The sequence below is a fragment of the Paenibacillus sp. FSL H3-0302 genome, assembly GCF_037982245.1.
Classification (GTDB): Bacteria; Bacillota; Bacilli; order Paenibacillales; family Paenibacillaceae; genus Paenibacillus_AQ; species Paenibacillus_AQ odorifer.
This window is the reverse complement of sequence record NZ_CP150284.1, coordinates 6,886,784-6,907,658: the sequence shown is the minus strand read 5'-3', so window position 1 is coordinate 6,907,658 and position 20,875 is coordinate 6,886,784. Positions and strand designations below refer to the sequence as shown.

General features: G+C 42.4%; 22 protein-coding genes and 1 tRNA gene. 21 read left to right on the top strand and 2 right to left on the bottom strand.

The annotated features are described in order from the left end of the window. Window positions 1-675 precede the first annotated feature (675 nt). The 12 genes from rpmH (at window position 676) to MHH50_RS30670 (ending at window position 12,163) form a co-directional block, all read left to right on the top strand. Complete coding sequence (gene rpmH, locus MHH50_RS30725) at window positions 676-810, top strand: 50S ribosomal protein L34 (protein WP_036677745.1); 135 nt, start codon at window positions 676-678, stop codon at window positions 808-810. A gap of 289 nt (window positions 811-1,099) precedes the next feature. Then, the gene (rnpA, locus tag MHH50_RS30720; RefSeq protein ID WP_036677842.1) at window positions 1,100-1,450 is read left to right on the top strand and encodes a ribonuclease P protein component; all 351 of its coding nucleotides are present in this window, start codon (window positions 1,100-1,102) and stop codon (window positions 1,448-1,450) included. 86 nt (window positions 1,451-1,536) lie between these two features. Then, complete coding sequence (locus MHH50_RS30715; protein WP_036677747.1) at window positions 1,537-2,406, top strand: YidC/Oxa1 family membrane protein insertase; 870 nt, start codon at window positions 1,537-1,539, stop codon at window positions 2,404-2,406. Further along, entirely contained in the window at window positions 2,403-3,137 is a 735-nt protein-coding gene (gene jag, locus MHH50_RS30710) for an RNA-binding cell elongation regulator Jag/EloR (RefSeq protein ID WP_036677749.1), read from the top strand. The genes MHH50_RS30715 and jag overlap by 4 nt, the downstream gene beginning before the upstream one ends. Window positions 3,138-3,246: 109 nt before the next feature. After that, window positions 3,247-4,623, top strand: coding sequence for a tRNA uridine-5-carboxymethylaminomethyl(34) synthesis GTPase MnmE (mnmE, locus tag MHH50_RS30705; protein ID WP_076124328.1), 1,377 nt, complete (start codon window positions 3,247-3,249; stop codon window positions 4,621-4,623). 39 nt (window positions 4,624-4,662) lie between these two features. After that, complete coding sequence (mnmG, locus tag MHH50_RS30700; RefSeq protein ID WP_036677754.1) at window positions 4,663-6,549, top strand: tRNA uridine-5-carboxymethylaminomethyl(34) synthesis enzyme MnmG; 1,887 nt, start codon at window positions 4,663-4,665, stop codon at window positions 6,547-6,549. Window positions 6,550-6,552: 3 nt separating this feature from the next. Beyond that, window positions 6,553-7,278, top strand: coding sequence for a 16S rRNA (guanine(527)-N(7))-methyltransferase RsmG (rsmG, locus tag MHH50_RS30695; RefSeq protein ID WP_076218353.1), 726 nt, complete (start codon window positions 6,553-6,555; stop codon window positions 7,276-7,278). A 414-nt stretch (window positions 7,279-7,692) separates the two neighbouring features. Next, a complete protein-coding gene (noc, locus tag MHH50_RS30690; RefSeq protein WP_036677760.1) occupies window positions 7,693-8,508 on the top strand; it encodes a nucleoid occlusion protein in 816 nt (271 codons plus the stop codon). Window positions 8,509-8,686: 178 nt separating this feature from the next. Further along, window positions 8,687-9,448 (top strand): AAA family ATPase, encoded by a 762-nt coding sequence (locus MHH50_RS30685; protein ID WP_036677762.1) that lies wholly within the window; start codon window positions 8,687-8,689, stop codon window positions 9,446-9,448. After that, a complete protein-coding gene (locus tag MHH50_RS30680) occupies window positions 9,441-10,283 on the top strand; it encodes a ParB/RepB/Spo0J family partition protein (protein ID WP_340033830.1) in 843 nt (280 codons plus the stop codon). Before MHH50_RS30685 ends, MHH50_RS30680 begins: the two co-directional genes overlap by 8 nt. Before the next feature lie 197 nt (window positions 10,284-10,480). Continuing rightward, window positions 10,481-11,626, top strand: a complete 1,146-nt coding sequence (locus tag MHH50_RS30675) for an aminotransferase class V-fold PLP-dependent enzyme (RefSeq protein WP_076278203.1) — start codon at window positions 10,481-10,483, stop codon at window positions 11,624-11,626. Between the two features lie 36 nt (window positions 11,627-11,662). Further along, a complete protein-coding gene (locus tag MHH50_RS30670; RefSeq protein WP_036677768.1) occupies window positions 11,663-12,163 on the top strand; it encodes a DUF4446 family protein in 501 nt (166 codons plus the stop codon). Here the strand turns inward: MHH50_RS30670 and yyaC are convergent. Further along, complete coding sequence (gene yyaC / locus MHH50_RS30665; protein WP_340033829.1) at window positions 12,135-12,743, bottom strand: spore protease YyaC; 609 nt, start codon at window positions 12,741-12,743, stop codon at window positions 12,135-12,137. The two genes, MHH50_RS30670 and yyaC, sit on opposite strands and share 29 nt — an antisense overlap. Before the next feature lie 119 nt (window positions 12,744-12,862). Between yyaC and MHH50_RS30660 the strand changes: the two genes are divergently transcribed. From MHH50_RS30660 to MHH50_RS30645, 4 genes are all read left to right on the top strand, one after another. Further along, window positions 12,863-13,108, top strand: coding sequence for a DUF3343 domain-containing protein (locus MHH50_RS30660; protein ID WP_076124321.1), 246 nt, complete (start codon window positions 12,863-12,865; stop codon window positions 13,106-13,108). Between the two features lie 21 nt (window positions 13,109-13,129). After that, entirely contained in the window at window positions 13,130-14,173 is a 1,044-nt protein-coding gene (locus MHH50_RS30655) for a mechanosensitive ion channel family protein (RefSeq protein ID WP_076282220.1), read from the top strand. Next, window positions 14,173-14,385 carry a DUF951 domain-containing protein gene (locus MHH50_RS30650; protein ID WP_036677772.1) on the top strand — a complete coding sequence of 71 codons (213 nt, stop codon included), beginning with the start codon at window positions 14,173-14,175 and terminating at the stop codon, window positions 14,383-14,385. The genes MHH50_RS30655 and MHH50_RS30650 overlap by 1 nt, the downstream gene beginning before the upstream one ends. A 43-nt stretch (window positions 14,386-14,428) precedes the next feature. Continuing rightward, window positions 14,429-14,519: transfer RNA gene (locus tag MHH50_RS30645), tRNA-Ser, on the top strand. Window positions 14,520-14,885: 366 nt separating this feature from the next. Here the strand turns inward: MHH50_RS30645 and MHH50_RS30640 are convergent. Further along, the gene (locus MHH50_RS30640) at window positions 14,886-15,083 is read right to left on the bottom strand and encodes a YjzC family protein (RefSeq protein WP_036677774.1); all 198 of its coding nucleotides are present in this window, start codon (window positions 15,081-15,083) and stop codon (window positions 14,886-14,888) included. A gap of 217 nt (window positions 15,084-15,300) precedes the next feature. Between MHH50_RS30640 and rpsF the strand changes: the two genes are divergently transcribed. The 5 genes from rpsF to opp4A all read left to right on the top strand — a co-directional run bounded on the left by rpsF (window position 15,301) and on the right by opp4A (window position 20,806). Then, a complete protein-coding gene (rpsF, locus tag MHH50_RS30635; RefSeq protein ID WP_036677776.1) occupies window positions 15,301-15,585 on the top strand; it encodes a 30S ribosomal protein S6 in 285 nt (94 codons plus the stop codon). Between the two features lie 48 nt (window positions 15,586-15,633). Beyond that, window positions 15,634-16,140: a single-stranded DNA-binding protein gene (ssb, locus tag MHH50_RS30630; RefSeq protein WP_036677780.1), complete on the top strand. Its 507-nt coding sequence runs from the start codon at window positions 15,634-15,636 to the stop codon at window positions 16,138-16,140. 21 nt (window positions 16,141-16,161) lie between these two features. Next, complete coding sequence (gene rpsR / locus MHH50_RS30625; RefSeq protein WP_036651767.1) at window positions 16,162-16,434, top strand: 30S ribosomal protein S18; 273 nt, start codon at window positions 16,162-16,164, stop codon at window positions 16,432-16,434. Between the two features lie 510 nt (window positions 16,435-16,944). Beyond that, window positions 16,945-18,894: a DNA mismatch repair protein MutS gene (locus MHH50_RS30620; protein ID WP_340033828.1), complete on the top strand. Its 1,950-nt coding sequence runs from the start codon at window positions 16,945-16,947 to the stop codon at window positions 18,892-18,894. Between the two features lie 193 nt (window positions 18,895-19,087). Continuing rightward, window positions 19,088-20,806 (top strand): oligopeptide ABC transporter substrate-binding protein, encoded by a 1,719-nt coding sequence (opp4A, locus tag MHH50_RS30615; RefSeq protein WP_076191470.1) that lies wholly within the window; start codon window positions 19,088-19,090, stop codon window positions 20,804-20,806. The last annotated feature ends 69 nt before the right edge of the window (window positions 20,807-20,875 follow it).

Below are 20,875 nucleotides of genomic sequence, written 5' to 3'. Positions count from 1 at the left end.
AGACTGTCACTCCTTTAAATCTTCCAAATGTGGCATCAGCCATGAAGTGGAAATGTCGAAGAAAATAGGTTGGTGCTGATATTTATCCCCAGTAGGCAATATGAAGAGACAAAAAAATATGGATAAATTTGATTTGTTCACAACTTTATCCACAGCTTGTTGATAATTAAGAGAACAAACAAATCTATTCACATTCAAAAGTAATACCATCATAGCAAAACGCCCCTTGTTTTTCAATGAGCAGGGCTATTTTATCCACAAATTCAAGCACTTGTGTACAATTATTAGGAACACCACTACATATTGTTGATAATTTGTTTACGGTTCGACACTTTACGCCAAAGGTTCGATAATTTTATACACAGGTTGTGCTCAACTGTGAGTAGTCGACTTTATTTTTTGATCACAGGTGGATAACTGTCATATCTTGTGGATTACTTTTTTCCTGGGGAGAGTTGTGGATAAACACCTGAGCTTGAGGGGGAGGAACAAGCCGGTTACTAGGTTGACTTTTGCTCATAAAATATGTTTAAATATATAAAGGTGTTTTCTGTAAGGATATGTCTCGATATATAAAAATGATAATTCTTGTAGATACTGTCCCTACTATAAGGACGGCTTAGTCCGTTTCTGCTTATATGACAGTAATTAAGTTCCTGTAAGGGAGGTGCAATTATGAGACCGACATTTAGACCAAATGTGAGCAAACGTAGTAAGGTTCACGGTTTCCGTAAAAGAATGAGCACGAAAAACGGCCGTAAAGTGCTGGCAGCTCGCCGCTTGAAAGGCAGAAAAGTTTTGAGTGCGTAAGTTAGGCCACTAAGGGACCACTGCGGTGGTCTTTTTTTACTGCTTTTTATTATTATTGCTCTGCAAAAGTCTAGGATCTCGCTTAATGCGCTAGCTACACTTTGCGGGGCTATTTAACGTATATTGAGAAATATTTTGTGAGAAGTTGAAATTATTTTTCCTACTATATATAGAAGCTTAATTTCAGCACAGCAAATGTGGTCGTTTATGGCTGCTTGCAAATGCCTATACTATTAGAAGAAAAAATTCGGAGGGACACTTAAACCGGATTTTTATGAAGGAGATTCCCGTGCACAAAAAGTTACGTTTACGAAACCGTGCCGACTTCAGTCGTGTATACCGCCATGGGAAGTCATTTGCGAATCATCAATTTGTAGTGTATTGGTTTGGCAAAAAAGAGGTAGAGCGATTTAGAGTAGGTGTGTCTGTTAGCAAAAAGGTCGGAAACGCGGTTGTCCGTAACCGTATGAGAAGATTAGTTAAGGAAATCGTCCGTCACCATGAACCTGAGATTGCAGGTGGCTTAGACATGGTGTTTATCGTAAGAAAAGGAGCGCTTTCCATGGAGTATGCAGAGCTCGAAAAAAGTGTGCTGCATGTGCTTCGTAAAGCCAAGCTACTCAAGGCTTCCCGCAAATAAAGGGTGCTTAAGAGGCTTGTTTATTTGTATTCATAATTATGGTATGATTTACGGTGGAATGGAATGTTTAAGAGAGGGGTTTTGAAGTGTCTCTAATGAAGACTAGACGAGGAAAATGGTTTCTCCTCATCACGGTAATGGTGTTGTCGTTAGCTGTTCTGTCGGGATGCGCTCCGTCGACTGCTGTCACGCACACTACGGAGGATTTGAAGAATGGAGGCTTCTGGCAAAGTAATGTAGTGTATTATTTCGCCATTGCCTTGGACAAGTTTGCAGATTGGTTTAACGGAGAATATGGTTTAGCCGTACTTGTGATGGTTATTATTGTCCGCACGTTGATTCTTCCGCTTACTATTAAACAGGTGAAGAGCTCGCGTGCAATGCAAGCCATTCAACCGGAACTCCAAAAGATCCAGAAAAAATATAAAGACACACCTGAAAAGGTGCAGCAAGAAACAATGCGTTTGTTCCAAGAAAATAAGGTTAACCCAATGGCGGGTTGTTTACCGCTGATCGTACAAATGCCTATCTTTATCGCTCTCTACAACTCGATCTACTATAATCCACATCTACGGGAGCATACCTTCTTGTGGCTGGAGCTAGGTAAACCGGATCATCTGTTTATCTTACCAGTGCTAGCAGCATTAACAACATTTATTCAAACTAGAATGATGACCAAAATGAACCCAGTGCAACAACAAGGGCCAATGCAGTTCATGATGATGATCTATCCAGTTCTGATCTTCGTGATGTCGTACAACTTCCCTGCAGCCTTGCCATTATACTGGGTGTACAGTAACCTTTACACTATTATTCAGAACTACTTCTTATACCGCAACAACGATAAACACAAATTGGCAATCGCAAGTGCTGTAAAAAGTACAGATGACTCCAGTCCTGCTCCGAAGAGCAAAGGCGGCAACAAGTCATCGAAGGGAGCCAAAAAGTCAAAATGAGCAAAGTCGTCGCAACAGGGAAAACCATTGAAGAAGCTGTAGAACGGGGACTGACCCAGCTTGGAGTTCAAAAGGACCGGGTAACGGTCAACGTACTTGAGCAGCCATCAAGAGGATTCCTGGGATTGATCGGTGCGAAAGGTGCCAAGGTTGAACTAACCTTGATAGCCGAAGCCGCACCGGCATCAGCGGCGAGTGCTCCGTCACTGCCTCAACAGTCAGCAAGAGAGAGCAAACAGGAGGCCATCGGCGGTGTGCCACGCCAAGATTCCGGACAACCGGTGGAGGAAGCTTACCAAGAAGCCGTTCATTTCATTGTGGATGTCGCTAAGAGCATGGGGCTCGAAGTGGAGGTAGAAATCGTCCACACCAAGGAATCCACGATTCTGCAAATTTCCGGTCCAGATTTGGGACTGTTAATTGGCAGAAGAGGACAAACTCTCGATGCTCTACAGTATTTGGCTAATATTGTAGCTAACCGTTATTCCGACAGTTTTATACGGCTTGTGTTAGATGCAGAGAACTTCCGTGAGCGCCGTAAAAAAACGCTTGAAGAGCTGGCTGATCGTTTAGCCGGACGTGTAATTCGCACTCGTAAAGAGGTTGTATTGGAGCCAATGTCTCCTCAGGAGCGCAAGATTATCCACTCCAGGTTACAGGATCACCGGCAAGTGAGTACCCTCAGTAAAGGCGAAGAGCCAAATCGCCGCGTCGTTATAACCTTGAAGTAAAGACTATATGGATGCAATGACTCCTTGACCAATGTAAGGGGTCATTGTTTTTTTAAAAATAAAAGAACGTTTCTATTCAAAAAATATAAGTTTTGGGGTGAAAAACAGCATGCTTAGTGACACCATTGCTGCCGTATCGACGGCATTAGGCGAGGGAGGAATTGCTATTATTCGGGTAAGTGGCCCACAGGCTATTTCCCAAGTGGCACCATTATTTCGTAGCCGAGTTCCATTAACTGAAGCGGAATCGCATACCGTTCATTACGGACATATCGTCAGTCCTGATAACGGAGAGAAGATGGAAGAAGTGTTGGTAACCGTTATGAAAGGACCACGTTCTTTTACGACAGAGGATGTAGTAGAGATCAGTGCTCATGGCGGTGTAATTTCTGTAAGAAGAGTGATGGACTTACTTCTGCAGCAGGAGATAAGGTTAGCCGAGCCGGGGGAGTTCACCAAGCGTGCTTTCTTGGGCGGACGTATCGATTTATCGCAGGCTGAGGCTGTTATTGATCTGATTCGCTCTAAGTCTGACCGGGCTTTTTCTGTAGCTTTAAAACAGGTTAGCGGATCCTTATCGGATCGAATTCATGCTTTACGCCATACACTTATTGAGATGCTGGCTCATATTGAAGTGAATATAGATTATCCAGAACATGATGTAGAATCCATGACAGCTGAATTTATTAAAGATAAAAGCAGTGAGGTTATGGAGGGAATAACAAAGCTGCTTAAGACATCTAATGAAGGAAAAATACTTCGTGAAGGGATTACGACAGCTATTGTCGGACGTCCGAACGTTGGTAAATCATCATTGCTAAACGCATTAGCGCGTGATAACAAAGCGATTGTAACAGATATTCCAGGAACAACACGTGATGTAATAGAAGAATTTATAACGATAAATAATATACCGCTTAAGCTGCTCGATACAGCGGGAATTCGTGAAACGATGGATGTTGTTGAGAAAATTGGGGTGGAGCGCTCCAAAGCGGCAGTTAGTGACGCCGACCTGATTCTACTTGTGCTGAATGCTAATGAAGAGCTGCATGAGGATGAATTGGCATTGATGGAACAAATCCACGGTAGACAGTGCCTAGTAATCATGAATAAAATGGACTTACCGCCCAAACTGGATAAGGATAAGTTGCTCTCATTTTTTGAAGAGTCTAACATTGTACCGATGTCCGTTCTGGAAGAGGAAGGTCTAGACAAACTTGAAGATGCCATTTCGACACTCTTTTTTGGTGGAAAGCTGGAATCGGGTGACTTGACATATGTGAGTAATGTGAGACATATAGCCCTGCTCAAAAAAGCCTATAAATCACTTCAAGATGCATACGATGCTGCAGAACAGTATATACCGATTGATATGATTCAAATCGATGTACGGCTCGCATGGGAACAGCTTGGGGAAATAATTGGCGATACTGCAGCTGACTCTTTGTTAGACCAAATATTCTCACAATTTTGTTTAGGAAAATAAGATTCACGATTTAATATAATTTCAAGGGGGAAACAGGACATGAGTTATGATGGAGGCAACTATGACGTTATCGTCATTGGCGCTGGTCATGCTGGCTGTGAAGCAGCACTGGCTGCAGCCCGGATGGGTTGCAGTACGTTAATGATCACAATTAACCTGGATATGGTTGCATTCATGCCCTGCAATCCGTCCATAGGCGGACCTGCCAAAGGACATGTAGTGCGTGAAATTGATGCGCTTGGCGGAGAAATGGGCCGCAATATAGATAAGACATTCATTCAACTGCGTATGCTGAATACAGGTAAAGGACCAGCTGTACATGCTTTACGTGCACAAGCTGATAAATTCCTTTATCAACATACAATGAAGGAAACTATGGAGAAAACGCCTAATTTGACACTTCGTCAAGGGATGGTTGAGCGTTTAATCGTTGAGGATGGACGTTGTGTAGGTGTAGTTACGAAGACCGGAACCGAATACCATAGTAAGACTGTTATCCTGACAACAGGTACTTACCTGCGTGGTAAAGTGATTATGGGTGAGCTAACATATGAAAGTGGACCTAACAATCAACAGCCATCCGTGAAGCTTTCTGAGAACTTACGGGAGCTTGGGTTTGAATTGGTTCGTTTTAAAACAGGTACTCCACCACGTGTACATCGTGATACGATCGATTTCTCTAAGACAGAAATTCAACCAGGGGACGATGAACCGAAATTCTTTTCGTTCGAAACGAAATCATCCGATAACGAACAGCTTCCTTGTTGGTTAACGTATACCTCTGAGGTTACTCATCAGATTATTAATGATAACCTTCATCGTGCGCCGATGTTCACAGGTATTATCGAAGGAACTGGCCCACGTTATTGCCCTTCTATAGAAGATAAGGTCGTAAGATTCAGTGATAAATCTAAGCATCAGATCTTTTTAGAGCCAGAGGGAAAAAATACATCGGAATACTATGTACAAGGTCTGTCCACTAGTCTTCCTGAGGATGTACAGCTAGCTATCTTACGTTCCATTCCTGGTATGGAAAAGGTAGAGATGATGCGTAACGGCTATGCTATTGAATATGATGCAATGGTTCCTACACAGCTATGGCCATCTCTTGAAACCAAACGTCTTCCAGGTCTGTTCACTGCTGGACAAATCAATGGCACTTCCGGTTATGAGGAAGCAGCAGGCCAAGGGGTTATGGCTGGAATTAATGCAGCACGCAAAGTGCAAGACAAAGAACCCGTAATCCTAGATCGTTCACAGGGATACATTGGTGTACTCATTGATGATCTCGTGACTAAGGGAACGAATGAACCTTACCGTCTGCTTACTTCACGTGCAGAATATCGTTTGTTGCTTCGCCATGACAATGCAGATCTAAGACTTACACCTATCGGTTATGACATTGGTTTGATCACACAGGAGCGTTTCGATAACTTCACAGATAAGAAAGAACGGGTGGAGCGTGAAATTGTTCGTCTGCAAGAAACAAAGGTTAAACCTGTTGATGTAAACCAAGTACTAGCGCAATATGAATCGGCACCTATTGTAGATGGCAGTAATTTGCTTGTTCTGATGCGGCGCCCAGAGCTTGTATATAGTTTTGTTGATCAAGTATCACCATCACCAGAGATGCTGGATGCAGAAATGAAGGAGCAAGTAGAAATCCAAATTAAATATGCCGGATATATAGAAAAACAACTTCAACATGTGGAGCGCCTGCAAAAGATGGAGAAGAAAAAAATTCCAGATGACATTAATTATAATGAAATCCATGGATTAGCGATGGAAGCGCGGCAGAAGCTGACTAAGATTCACCCGATCTCTATCGGGCAGGCTTCTCGGATTGCGGGAGTTACACCTGCTGATATTTCCATTCTTCTTGTATATCTTGAGCATTACAACCGGGTAACCGCGGCGAAAGGATAAGCTATGGATAATACGGAAGTTCAATTCACACAACTATTACAGGAACGAGGCATATCCCTTACAGCAGAACAGTTAGCACAATTTGATCTGTATTATAAGGAACTCGTAACCTGGAATGAAAAAATGAATCTCACGGGTATAACTGAGCGAGAGCAGGTATATACGAAGCATTTCTATGATTCTATTTCATTAGCTTTTTTCCTTGATATTAACGAGATCACCAATCTCGCAGATATCGGTTCAGGAGCTGGGTTTCCAGGAATCCCACTTAAAATATGTTTTCCTCATTTGAAGCTAACGATTGTTGATTCGCTCAATAAACGAATTTCATTTCTGCAGCATGTAAGTACGACATTGGGATTAACTGATGTACAATTGATCCATGGGCGGGCAGAGGATGTCGCGCGCAAGTTCACTCATCGTGATGCCTATGATTTGGTTACAGCACGTGCGGTAGCAAGACTGTCTTTATTGAATGAATTTTGTCTTCCCTTCACACGCAAAGATGGGGTGTTCGCTGCAATGAAGGGCAGCGATCCCTCAGAGGAATTAAGCGAAGCTAAGTACAGCTTAAAAGAGCTTCGTGCTGAACTCAGCAAAGTGGAGTCGTTCAGCTTACCAGTGGAGGAGTCGGATCGACATATTGTTATGATCCGGAAGACAGGAGCAACACCAGCTAAATACCCAAGAAAAGCGGGAATTCCTGCCAAAATGCCATTGATAAAATAATGTTTCACGTGAAACATTGCCGATACTCAAAGTTCCTTTAGGAGCATTCTCTTTGAACAAAGGGAATGCTCTTTTTTTATGAAGATGATGATAACAAAAATCGATAAATATCAAATTAGATAAAAATTAGATTTATAAGCTGATTTGGCTGTTGCACCTGTAAAAATGCAGGAAAAATAGGTCTTTACGGAGAATATGATTATGTGGAGAAAAGTGATAGAATAGCATAGTAGACTTTAATTTTGTATATAACTCCTTCTCTGTACTCTTGTTCGAAAGAAGGAGAGATTATGATGCCTGTTCATTACAGGTAATTCCATAATATCAGAATGTTTTAGATTGCTGTACGATATGCTTTCCGTGAAGAAGGTCAAGAAGATCGTACTATAACGAAATTAGGTGGTTATGAACGGAATGAAAGAACAATTTACCAAGCTATTTGGGTTTAACGAGCGGAGCAGCGGAGAAGAAATCAAACAAATACCAGTTCATGAGGTCGTTAGCAGTCCTTACCAACCACGGACTATATTCGATGATGACAAAATTGATGAGTTATGTCAGACAATTAAAACTCATGGTGTCATTCAGCCTATTGTTGTACGTATGCGAGATTCCATATATGAGATCATCGCAGGTGAACGGCGCTGGCGGGCAGTTAAAAAGCTTGGTTTAGAGACGATCCCTGCTATTGTCCGTGAGTTCAATGATTCTCAGGCTGCATCTATTGCGCTCATAGAAAATCTACAGCGTGAAGGTTTGACCTCCATAGAAGAAGCTGTCGCTTATCAGAAGTTAATTGATCTTCATCAATTAACACAAGAAAGCTTAGCACAACGCTTAGGCAAGAGTCAGTCGACTATTGCGAATAAGATTCGTTTACTCCACTTACCTGAAGAGGTTAAGACAGCGTTGATGGAACGTCAGATTTCCGAAAGACATGCGCGTTCACTCTTATCACTGGATAGTGTGGAAATGCAATTAAAAGTTTTGGCAGAGATTATTGCAAAAGGATTAAATGTTAAACAGACGGAAGCTCGTATTGCTTTCTATAAACAAGTTTCGCAAACTAAAAAGTCAAAACGGGTCTCCTATACCAAGGATGTTCGTCTAGCTCTTAATACAATTCGTCAATCTATTGATATGGTGTCAGGCTCAGGTATGGAAATCAAAACGTCAGAAAATGACCGTGGTGACCATTACGAGATTGTAATCCAGATCCCCAAAAGATAAATTGTTTCAAAAGCTGAAGGCGGCCTTAAAGTGATTGGCCGCCTTTTGTGTGACTTAAACCAGGATGTATTGCTCAGTCCTGCATTTTAGAGTTTTAGCTCATATAAAGTAACATAGTTTGGCCGTTTGTACTTGCGATCTACGAGAAGATTCTTCCTAACTATTCGAGGTGAAATTAGTGTCCAAGATTATTGCCATAGCAAATCAAAAAGGCGGTGTCGGTAAAACAACATCCTCTGTGAACCTAGGTGCCGGTATGGCTACATTAGGAAAAAGAGTGCTTCTAGTTGATATCGATCCTCAAGGTAACACTACCAGCGGCGTTGGCATCAACAAGGCGGACGTAGCGAATTGTATATATGACATTCTCATTAATGAAGTAAATCCTCTAGAAACGATACTTGAAACTCAAAATGAAGGACTGCACATCATCCCGGCGACCATTCAATTAGCAGGGGCGGAGATCGAATTAGTATCAACGATTTCCAGAGAGTTGAAATTGAAAAAAGCCCTAAATGCGGTTAAAAATAATTATGACTACATCATCATTGATTGTCCTCCATCCCTTGGGATTTTGACGATCAATTCCCTTACAGCTGCTGATTCGGTAATCATTCCGATTCAATGTGAATATTATGCGCTCGAAGGGTTGAGTCAGCTTTTAAACACCGTGCGTCTAGTACAAAAAAATCTTAATCCGCATTTAAAAATAGAGGGAGTACTATTAACCATGTTGGATGCCCGTACGAATCTAGGGATCCAAGTCATCGAAGAGGTTAAAAAGTATTTCCAGGAAAAAGTTTACAGAACTATCATTCCTCGGAATGTCCGCTTAAGTGAGGCACCGTCTCATGGACAATCCATTATTACTTATGATCCTCGCTCAAAGGGAGCAGAAGTGTATTTAGAGTTGGCAAAGGAAGTGATTTCTTATGAGTAAACGTTTAGGAAAAGGTCTGGATGCTCTGATTCCTTCTTTATCTATTAATGAAGATGATAAGGTAGTAGAAATCCCATTAGCTCAATTACGGGCTAACCCTTATCAACCACGCAAGGATTTCAATGAAGAAGCAATCCAGGAATTGGCTGAGTCCATCAGACAACATGGCGTGATTCAACCGATCATTGTACGGAGTGTTTTGAAGGGGTATGAAATCATTGCCGGTGAACGCAGATTCCGGGCATCGCAATATTGTGGTAAACCTACGATTCCAGCAGTCGTAAGAAATCTAAGTGATCAACAGGTCATGGAGATCGCCCTGATTGAGAACTTGCAACGTGAAAATTTAAATGCAATGGAAATCGCAGTTGCTTATCAAGGTTTGATGGATCAATTTTCACTCACACAAGAAGAGCTATCACTTAAAGTTGGAAAGTCCAGATCACACATCGCTAACTTCCTAAGATTGCTTACTTTACCGGAAGAAGTAAAAGAATATGTTTCACGTGGAACAATGTCTATGGGACATGCACGAGCTATTGTTGCCCTGAAAGAACCGGAAGTTATTAAACAATTGGCTGAACAATGCGTGGAACAGCAATGGAGCGTAAGAGAGCTTGAAGAAACAGTGAAAAATCTGGATCGAAAGCCAACGAACGGTACAAAGATTAAAGTTGTTAAACGTGATCCCTATATTGATAATGTAGAGGAAGTATTACGTGAACGGTTTAAAACAACGGTTAAGATAAAACAAGGTAAGGAAAAAGGGAAGATTGAACTAAATTACTACAGTGCGCAGGACTTAGAAAGATTGTTAGAATTATTGGGTAACTAAATGGGTATCTATGCCAAGAACATATCCTGAGCTATCCGTAATCGGATGAGTAGGGGTATGTTTTTTCAAAATATAAGGATGTATAAAGTGCAGCTGAATATTATTCTTATATTTTCTACAGATAAGGTTATTATCAATAAAGGGCGACAACGTTGTTTCTTCTTAATGAAAAAGAGTATGGGACGAGGAGCGGGGTTATGGAAGACTTCGTATATTTGGATCATGCGGCTACGTCCTGGCCTAAACCTCCAGAGGTGGCAGCTGCGATGATGAATGCTTTGCAGTCGGGAGCAAATGCTGGCAGAGGGAATTATTCGCTGGCCATGGGAAGCGGACGGGTGTTGGTGAGAGCCCGGAGTTTGCTGGCGGAGTTGTTTGGGGTTTCTAATGCACAAGACATAGCGTTTACCCAAAACACTACGATGGCATTAAATATGGCGATTAGAGGTACGCTCAAAGCAGGGGATCATGTAATCTCTACAATGACTGAACACAATTCTGTGCGGAGACCTTTGGAATATTTGCGTAAGTCACTAGGGATAAGTGTTGATTATCTGAAGGTGGATCGAGCAGGGCAATTGGATTTGAACGAATTGGGCAAAACGTTTCGACCAAACACTAAAATGGTAATTTGTAATCATAGCTCCAATTTACTAGGTAGTATACTTCCTATTGGTGAAATCGGAGATCTAGCTAAAGCAAACGGTGCTATATTTCTAGTGGATGCTGCTCAAAGTGCAGGCTCGCTTGATATTGATGTGAAAAAGATGAATATTGACTTATTAGCTTTTCCTGGGCATAAAGGATTGCTTGGACCACAAGGGACTGGTGGGCTATATATATCACCTGAATTGGATCTCGAGCCCTTAGTGCATGGAGGGACAGGCAGTCAATCTGAGAATAGTGAACAACCCTCTGTTCGCCCAGATCGGTATGAAGCGGGAACGCAAAATGCGGTAGGAATTGCTGGTTTACTAGCTGGTGTTCAAAAGGTAAAATCGATAGGGACAAACGTTATCCACGAAAGAGAGTGGAAGCTGACTCAACTGCTGATGGAGGGCTTGTCCCATATTCCAAACATTAAACTATTAGGGCCCACATTAGGGGCTCCGAGAACTGGAATTGTGTCGTTTGTAGTGGATGGGGAAGAATCGGCGAATATAGCCCACCGTCTAGATCGTGAGTATAAAATAGCCGTCAGAGCGGGTATGCATTGTACCCCACTGGCACATAAGGCTGTTGATACACTAGAAAGTGGTGCTGTTCGGGCGAGTGTAGGCGTAGATACAACAGAGCATAATATAAGCAGAATGCTAGCTGCTATGGATGAGTTATATGGCTGATGCCCGCAGCAGATAAATAAAAAGGATGGTCCATTCATGTCTGAAATGAATCAATTAATTAATGAACAGTTGCAGTGGTTTGTGTTTGGTTTCGTAGTAATTATGCTAGTATTGATAGTGACTGTAATCGCCCAGGGAGCTAAGCTGCGGACTATACGGCGCAAATATGAGGCCATGATGGCAGGAAGCGGTGTGGAGGATCTGGAAGGCCTTCTGGTTGATCTGAAGAACCAAAGCGACATGCTGGAAGAAGAACAACGTGAGCAAAAAGCGTTGATAGAAGCTACCCAAGTCAAAATCCGCGGCATGAAGTCAAATATCGCTCTGAAGCGTTATAATGCCTTCGGTGAACGTGGTAATGATTTGAGCTTCTCGGTGGCTATTCTGGATGACAATAGCAGTGGCATTGTATTAACCAGCCTTCATAATCGTGAGAACTCATATATTTACTCCAAGCCTATGCAAAATGGGGAATCACAATATGCCTTATCGCCTGAAGAAAAAGAAGTTATAACTCTCGCGTTGCAGCAGAAGTAGCATGCAGGTTCCATTGTTTTAGAGCAGAATATAGACTTGTAGCGATAATATCAGATAATCGCATGACTAGACTTAGCCGTGTATTCTGCAATACGAAATACTCCATAAAGCCGCCGACATTAACGATTCCAGTCAAATGGATATCTCCAACCGGCGGCAATTGTTTATTTACGCCAGCCCCTGGTCTGAGGGGACCTTCAACGACTTGGATGCAGCCAACACTAGTAGAGTGACCTAAGCAGGCATCTATTCCGATGACAAACGGGTTATTATATTTTTCATTAATTAGAGACAAAGTCTCTTCAAGATTGACGGCATGAACCGGTTCTTCAAGGGTACCGTATAAATGAAACAATGGACTATGAAAACGGGATAATGCAGTACCAACAAGAGGACCGAGAGAATCTCCGGTGGAGCGATCAGTGCCTACACAGATGACGATAATTTGAGTCTCTGGACGCGTGCGTGAAAAGTGAAAAAGTAGCCGATGAGTAATTGCGGAATAGATATCGGGATCTGTATGTGATATTTTTAAACAGGACGTTTGTTGCGCTGCTGTAGCCTTGGATGAGGAGTTCATACCATCTTCCTTTCTAAGGGTGATTCTATTTGTTGGTATCTAGTATATGGATAGAAGAGGGGTTTTATACTCCAGCAGCAAGAGATAGGACGATAAACCTATGGAGAGGCTTGACGTATATGCAGGATGAGATGTTAATAGCGTTTGACTCCACCCAGCAGGCGCTTCGTGCTGAAATGCTGCTTGAGTATGCTGAAATAGAAATTGATATATTTCCAACTCCGAAGGAGATCACCGCAGGCTGTGCAATTTCAATTCAGTTTTTTCAAAATGCGCTGGAAGAGGTGAAAAGAATTATTGTTGAGCAAGAAATAGAAATACGCGGCATCTACGGAAAACACAACGAGAACTACATACTGATTTAGGGGTAGGGAGGAGTACATGCGATGAATATGTGGATACTGGAGGCTGATACACCCGGTGCGGATACATTAAAAGATGCCATTCGCTTTAAAGATAAGGTGTGGAATTGGTTTACCGATGCTGATATGTGGGCGGATGTATTATTTGCGGGTCTACGGATTCTTGTTATTTTTCTCTTAACCCGGGTTATTATTAAAATTGTTTCTAATATTATTGATCGTTCGCTTGAGCGTAAAACCGGTGGCAGACTTCTGTCCAACACACGAAGGTTTACTACGGTTGGGGAATTGATGAAAAATGTAGTGACAGTTATCTGTAATTTTGTGATGATCATGCTCGTGCTTTCTGAGTTCCACTTCGATTTGGCACCATTGTTGGCTGGAGCGGGTGTGCTTGGTTTAGCAGTGGGTTTTGGGGCACAAAGTTTGGTGAAGGATGTTATTACAGGTTTCTTTATTATTTTAGAGGATCAATTTGCAGTGGGTGATGTAATTCAAACGGGGACCTATAAAGGAACGGTAGAATTAATTGGACTGCGAACAACCAGACTGTTAAGCACAACTGGAGAAGTATTTATTATCCCGAATGGATTAATCACGAACGTGACCAATTATTCTCTCTCGAATGCATTGGCTGTAGTTGATGTTCCTGTAAAAATGGAGCGGAGCTTGGAGGCCACGCTAGGTTTGATTGGAGAAGCGCTAAAAGGAATAGAAGAGCGTAACTCTAATGTTCTTGCTTATCCTAATGTGCTCGGTATACAGTCCATGAGTACTTCGGAATATGTAATTCGTATAGCGGCTAGCTGTTTACCTAATGCAAAAGAGGTTGCGGAGAGACAGATTCAGAATGATATTAAGCAGGCACTAGAGAAACTCAGCAGTCTAGAGCAGGCCCAAGCTGCTCAAGCCGAAGAGGAAGCACGTTTGAAGGCAGAAGAAGAAGAAGCAAAGGCTGAAATTGAACTGGAAAAAACAGAAAATGAGCAGGAAGTATCGGATACGCCTGACACTGGATCAAGACGCCAAATCGCAGCTACACAAGAGGGGAAAAAGGGGGAAGGGTAGTGGAACGTAAAGTTTTTCAGCTTGGAGATATTGTACAGATGAAGAAACAGCACCCTTGCGGTTCTAATGAGATGGAGATCATTCGTATGGGGATGGATATCCGCATTAAGTGTACAGGATGTCAGCATAGTGTTCTGATTCCCCGGGCGAAATTCGAGAAGAATATGAAGAAGGTACTGCGTTCTGCAGAGGGAAATACAGACAATAATTAAGCTTGCAAATGGCATGTCTGCATGATACAATTATTTTTGCTGCGGAGAGGTACCCAAGAGGCCCAAGGGGGCTGACTCGAAATCAGTTAGGCGTGTCACAGCGTGCGTGGGTTCGAATCCCACCCTCTCCGCCACTCAGCATAATATAACATTTTAATGAATCCTTCGTTCCTGTAACGGAGGTTTTTTTGTGTCCACTGAGCTGTTTGCAAAAGATCATAACATGCAAAAAGAAGGGCCCTTTCGGGTCCTTCTTCAAGAGGCAGTACATCAATGATGTTGGAATTTCTCTGTATATAGCGACTAAAGTGATTTAGGCGTTGCTGAGGTTACTGCTTTTTAGACAATAACCCACTACTATTCCCAGCTAACAATAGATGCTGAATCAGATATCCTGTGATTGTGTTCGTCTACGACGGCCAACGGAACCACACCTCTCTTTTGTACTGCCTGAGTATAGTATGTGTAATGTCGTTTTTTTTATACACATTTATTTTTATTTAATGTACACGTGCTTTTTCAACCTTTTTCCACTTCCGATTTTTGTTACTGGTCTCGGGGAAGGTGTCTCCTTTTTCCATTTTAATATGCTGTGGATTCTGAATTTCGGTATGGAAGCTTCGCGCTTCACCTACCTCTGTATACATGCCTGGATTGGGGGCCTTGTCGCCTTTTTCATATTCTGTCTTTTCGCCCATCATTATCGCTCCTTCCTTAAGTGCAGATGAATTCACCGATTATTGTGCGCAGGTAGGGTTTTTTTCATGTAAAAAGAGGGTGGAAGGTTGTCCGGTATTAATATTGCTTGCACTCTGCTGCTCGTTTTGGTATATTAATCAGGTGCGAGTCTATGTTTGTGCTCGTTCCTTGCTCCTGACGTGATTAGGGGCCTCAGACCATAAGGAGGTGAAAATTATGCGCAAATATGAAGTGATGTACATTATTCGTCCTGACATTGAACAAGAAGCTGTTCAAGCAGCAGTCGATAAATTCCAAGGCATCATCTCCAATGGCGGGGAAATTACAAAGCACGAAGTGCAAGGTAAACGCCGTCTTGCGTATGAGATCAAGAAATTCCGTGATGGCGTTTATGTTTTGGTTAACTTCAATGCAGAACCTGCAGTAGTTACTGAATTAGAACGTCTTATGAAGATTTCTGACGAAGTTATTCGTTATCTCATTACGAACGACGTTGCTTAAGATCTTGACAAGCTTTGTAATGAATCGCTCTAAAGGAGGGGACCAGAATTGTTGAACCGTATCATTTTGATCGGACGGTTGACCCGTGACCCGGAACTTCGTTATACTCCCGCTGGTGTTGCCGTAACTCAATTTACGCTTGCCGTAGATCGTAACTTTACGGGCCAGAACGGTGAACGTGAGGCAGACTTCATCCCGGTTGTTACCTGGAGACAGCTAGCAGAAACCTGTGCCAATTATTTGCGCAAAGGTCGTCTGACAGCAGTGGAAGGACGCATCCAAGTGCGGAACTATGAGAATAACGAAGGTAAACGTGTATACGTAACTGAAGTTATTGCTGATAATGTTCGTTTCCTGGAATCTTCACAAAGCCGTGAAGGTGGAAATACTTCAAGTGGTGCAAGTAGTATGCCTGAAGAGCCAGCATATGGTGGCGGTGGTAACGCTGGACGCGGAAATAACAACAATAATTTCTCGCGTAACAACAATACTCAAGATCCTTTTTCGGGCGATGGTAAACCGATTGATATATCGGATGATGATTTGCCATTTTAATTAGGAAGGACTGAAAAGAATATGGCTTTTAAACCAAGAGAAGGCGCTGACAACGACAAAAGACCAGCACGTCGTGGTGGACGCAACAAGCGTAAAAAAGTTTGCTTTTTCACTGTGAACAAGATTACTCACATTGATTATAAAGATACTGAACTTCTTAAGAAGTTCATCAGCGAACGTGGAAAGATTTTGCCACGTCGTGTAACAGGTACAAGTGCAAAATACCAACGCGCTCTTACCATTGCTGTAAAACGCTCGCGTCAAATCGCGTTGCTTCCTTACACAACGGAATAGGACGTTTTATAGAAGCAGTCGGGAAACCGGCTGCTTTTTTGTTGTGAAAAGCCAGCGTGTGGATTACGTTGACGTTCCATCTGGAATGTGTTAAATTACAGCTATCCTATAACAAAAGGGGAAATATTGATGTTGGTGACCGTTCTTAACTAGCAATTTCATAACACTGGATTAGGAAGGCTTTAGCAGGCTCGTCTTTTGGCGTTTACGTGCTCTATTTGAGTTCGTTTCGCGCAGAGGTCTGTTGTTTCTAACAGTGGATGATTTAGTTAAGAACACACGAAGCGTCATATGGCCTCTTTACGGCTGTTGTTCTCTTTGTAATTAACCGTGCTCTTAGAGCACGGTTTTTTTGTTTTTCGGCCACCCTGGCTTTTATGGGGACCTTAAGACGCCAGAGAACAATAGCATAAAAAGAAGGGCAAGGACTGCCATAGTGGCATTCTTTGTCCTTTTTGCGTTAGGGAGATTTAGTTCCAAAAAAAGTTAGATCAATAAGGAGGATTTGCTGTGAATTTACAAAGTCTAAACACGTTGGAATACGAAATTATTAAAACCGAGCTTAGCCGTCATGCGGTATCTTATGTAGGAAAGAAAACTGTAGAAGAGCTTATGCCTATGACCTATTTGCCTTCGATTCAAAGAGCGATGGAGGAAACGTCTGAAGCTAAAGAGCTGCTCGAGCGGGGGTCCAGTATACCGATTCCTTCATTGGAGGGGATTGAGTGGATCATGTCACTAATGGGGACTGGATATTTGTACAGTGAGCAAGACTTCACTGCAGTGGCTACATTTCTAAAGAGCTGTAGTCAATTGCGCAAATATATGGCTTCTAAAGAGCAAAGTGCTCCCCGGATTGCTGCTTATGCTTCCTCGCTGCTGGAATTAAATCATGTGCGGGAAGCAATTGATCGTTGTATTCGCTTTGGGGCGATTGATGATGGAGCTAGTAAGGGGTTAGAGCGGGTTCGTAAACGGATTGGCGTAGCTAAAGAACGTCTTCATAAAAAAATTGACGGGATCATGTCGCGCCATCAATCGATTTTGCAAGAGAATATTTATAGTCAGCGTGGTGGACGTTACGTTATCCCCGTAAAGCGGGAGTATCATAAGCAAATAAAGGGATCGGTACTTGATCAATCCACAAGTGGACAGACGGTGTTCATCGAACCAGATGAGATCGCCTCCATGCAGATTGAGCTGGATTTGTTATTAGGAGAAGAGGCGGGTGAAGAAGCTGTGATCCTCAGTATGCTGACCAGCATGGTAGAACAGGAACAAACTGCACTGCGCCTAAATATCGAGGTTACAGGCACCTATGATTTTATTTTTGCCAAAGCAAAATATGCAAGAACGCTGGGAGCATCTGAGGTTACTCTAAATGATAGGGGTTTTCTAAGGATGAACGGAGGCAGACATCCCATGCTGCAGGGCATGATTCCAATTAGCCTGGAGATAGGGAAGGGATATAAATCCCTAATCATTACAGGTCCAAATACAGGCGGGAAAACGGTGGTGCTCAAGACCCTCGGGCTGCTGACCCTCATGGCTCAATCCGGGCTGTTGATTCCGGTCGAGAAGGGGAGTGAGTTTACGGTCTTTACGGATGTGATCAGTGTAATCGGAGACGGACAAAGTTTGGCCCAATCACTGAGTACATTTTCGGCACAAATGAAGAGTATTGAGGGAATGCTGAGAGATGCTTCTAAAGGGGTGCTGCTGCTCATTGACGAGCTGGCGGCAGGTACAGACCCTGGTGAAGGAATCGCCCTCTCAATCGCCATTCTGGAAGAGCTGAGCCGTAAAGGGGCCAATATTATCGTCACAACCCATTTTAATGAGCTAAAAGCCTTTGCCGCTGCGACAGCCGGTTTTCAAAATGCAAGAATGGAATTCGACAAAGAAACGCTGCAGCCGTTGTATCGTCTGACTATCGGAGAAGCGGGGGAGAGTTACGCTCTGCAAATTGCCAAAAAGCTGGGTATCCAGGATAACGTTATCAAGCGTTCGTGGGAGATCGTTGAGGCGCAGCAGCAAAGGCTACAGAAAGGTGATGGGTCGGCATGGGCAAGTCTTTTTAGCAAAGAGGGGGAGAAAGGGAAGACTGCACCTGTTATAGAGGATTTTGAAAAAGAAGAAAAGTCTGCCGAATCACTGAGCGATAAGGAGAAGCAGACCCAATATGAAATTGGTGATGCTGTTCTTGTAACTTCACTAGGGCGGATAGGCATTGTTTATGAGAAAAGAGATCACTTAGGAATGGTCGGAGTGATGATCCAGAAGCAAAAAATGCGGATTAATCATAAACGTTTAAAACCATATCTATCCAAAGATGAGCTGTATCCTGAGGAATATGACTTTGATATAATTTTTGAGAGCAAGGATACCCGTAAAAAGCGGAAATTGATGCAGCGTAAGCATGTCGAAGGCCTGAGAATTACGCATAAGGATGAAGAATAATGTAATAAAAGGATCTGCCTATGAGGTAGGTCCCTCTTTTTTTATAAATACTATGAAATATGCGTAAATTCAAGCAGGAGTATAGGCCTAAAGCTTAGAAGTTATTGTAACCATTCTAAAACTTTGTTACAGTAAATATTTATTCCATAGCTTATATGTAGATATACGTTCAACTAGAGAAGGGAAGGAACACATGAAGAATAAGAAGATATGCGGGTTCTTGTTAACAATGCTCGTGATGACTACTGTATTGTCAGCATGCAGCAGAGCAGGTACCAGCAGTAATTCATTATCTTTACATCACAATGAGGTGGTCGAAAAGCCACAGACTGGCGGAGTAGTTACTTATGGATACTCATCGCCGTTTATGGGCTTCTTTGAGCCTGCTTTTTATGAAGGTGAAGATGACTTTCATGTGCTGGAGTTTATTACTGAGGCCATGTTTACGATAGATGATGATTTATCAACGGTTCCTAATATCGCCACTTGGCAGGAGTCCGAGGATCATAGAATATTTACCTTTAAAATTAAACCGGGAATCCGTTGGCATAATGGAGATGAACTGACCGTAGAGGACTGGAAATTTGCGATGGAGACTATTGCTAGTCCAGACTACACCGGATCGCGTTATTATAGTGTGGAAATGATTCAAGGTGCAGAAGCCTATCATAAAGGTGAGGCGAAGAATATAACAGGTCTTAAGGTTATAGATCCTTATACTTTGAAAATAACAATGACAGCTGCCCGCGTAAATACGATTGATAATCTATGGCCGTATCCGATGAATAAAAAATATTATACTGGAGTCGCTGTTAAGGATATGCCTGAGAGTGATCAGATGCGAAAAAATCCGATTGGGATTGGCCCCTTTGAGGTGAGCCTTATTGAACCTGGCCAGCGGGTGGAGATGAAGCGCTTTGATCAATACTATAAAGGTAAGGCTTTATTGGATGGTGTGTTGTATAAGGTATTTGATGACAAGGAAATCATCAGCCTGTTTGAACAAGGCGTAATTGATATAGAGAATGCCCCACGAGATACTTATGAAAAGCTGAGCGAACTCGATAATATTAATATTTTACAATCAAATGAGCTTGCTTATGAGTATATAGGGTTTAAATTTGGGTATTGGGATAGTGAAGCTGAAAAAATCGTAATGGATAACCCTAAATTTGCGGATAAAAGATTACGTCAGGCGATGTATTATGCACTTGATCGGGAGGGGATCATTCAATCATTTTCTCATGGGTTAGGCAAGCCTATAGAAACTCCGGTTTCCAGTGCAAGCTGGGCGAAGATCCCTGACAGTCAGATTAATACGTATCCCTATGATCCGGAAAAAGCGAAGCAGCTGCTTGATGAGGCTGGTTTTGTAGATGTTGATGGAGATGGGCTGCGTGAGGATCAAAAAGGAGAAAAGTTAGTTATTCATTATGATTCTATGCTAGGCAGTCATTCAGCGGAGTTACGAACTGCTGCTATTCTGGAGGATTGGCGAAATGTGGGACTCGATGTGCAGCTTAATGGTGGGGCGTTAAAAGAGCTCAACACCTTCTATGAAGCAGTAGAGGCTGATGATCCGTCCATTGAGTTGTTTAACGGGGTATGGGGATTAGCTAATGATCCTGATCCTTCAGGTCTCTGGAGGGAGAATGATTTGTGGAACTACCCACGTTGGTCCTCGGAGCGGAATGAAGAATTGATTCGCGATGGCACAAGTATGAAGGCATATGATAGAGATTATCGACAACAAATCTATTATGAATGGCAGAAGCTAGTGAATGAAGAGGTTCCAATGATCTTTTTTGCGGAAAGAGAAAGCATTACTGCTGTTAATAAACGTCTACAAGGTGTGCGTGTTGATTCTTTGGGCTCCATAATTGAGCCTAATAAATGGTGGATAAAGGACTAAATTAAAAAAAATAAAAAAAATTACGCAAAAAGTGAAATCAAATTGCTGTTTCATTCGTCATATATATTA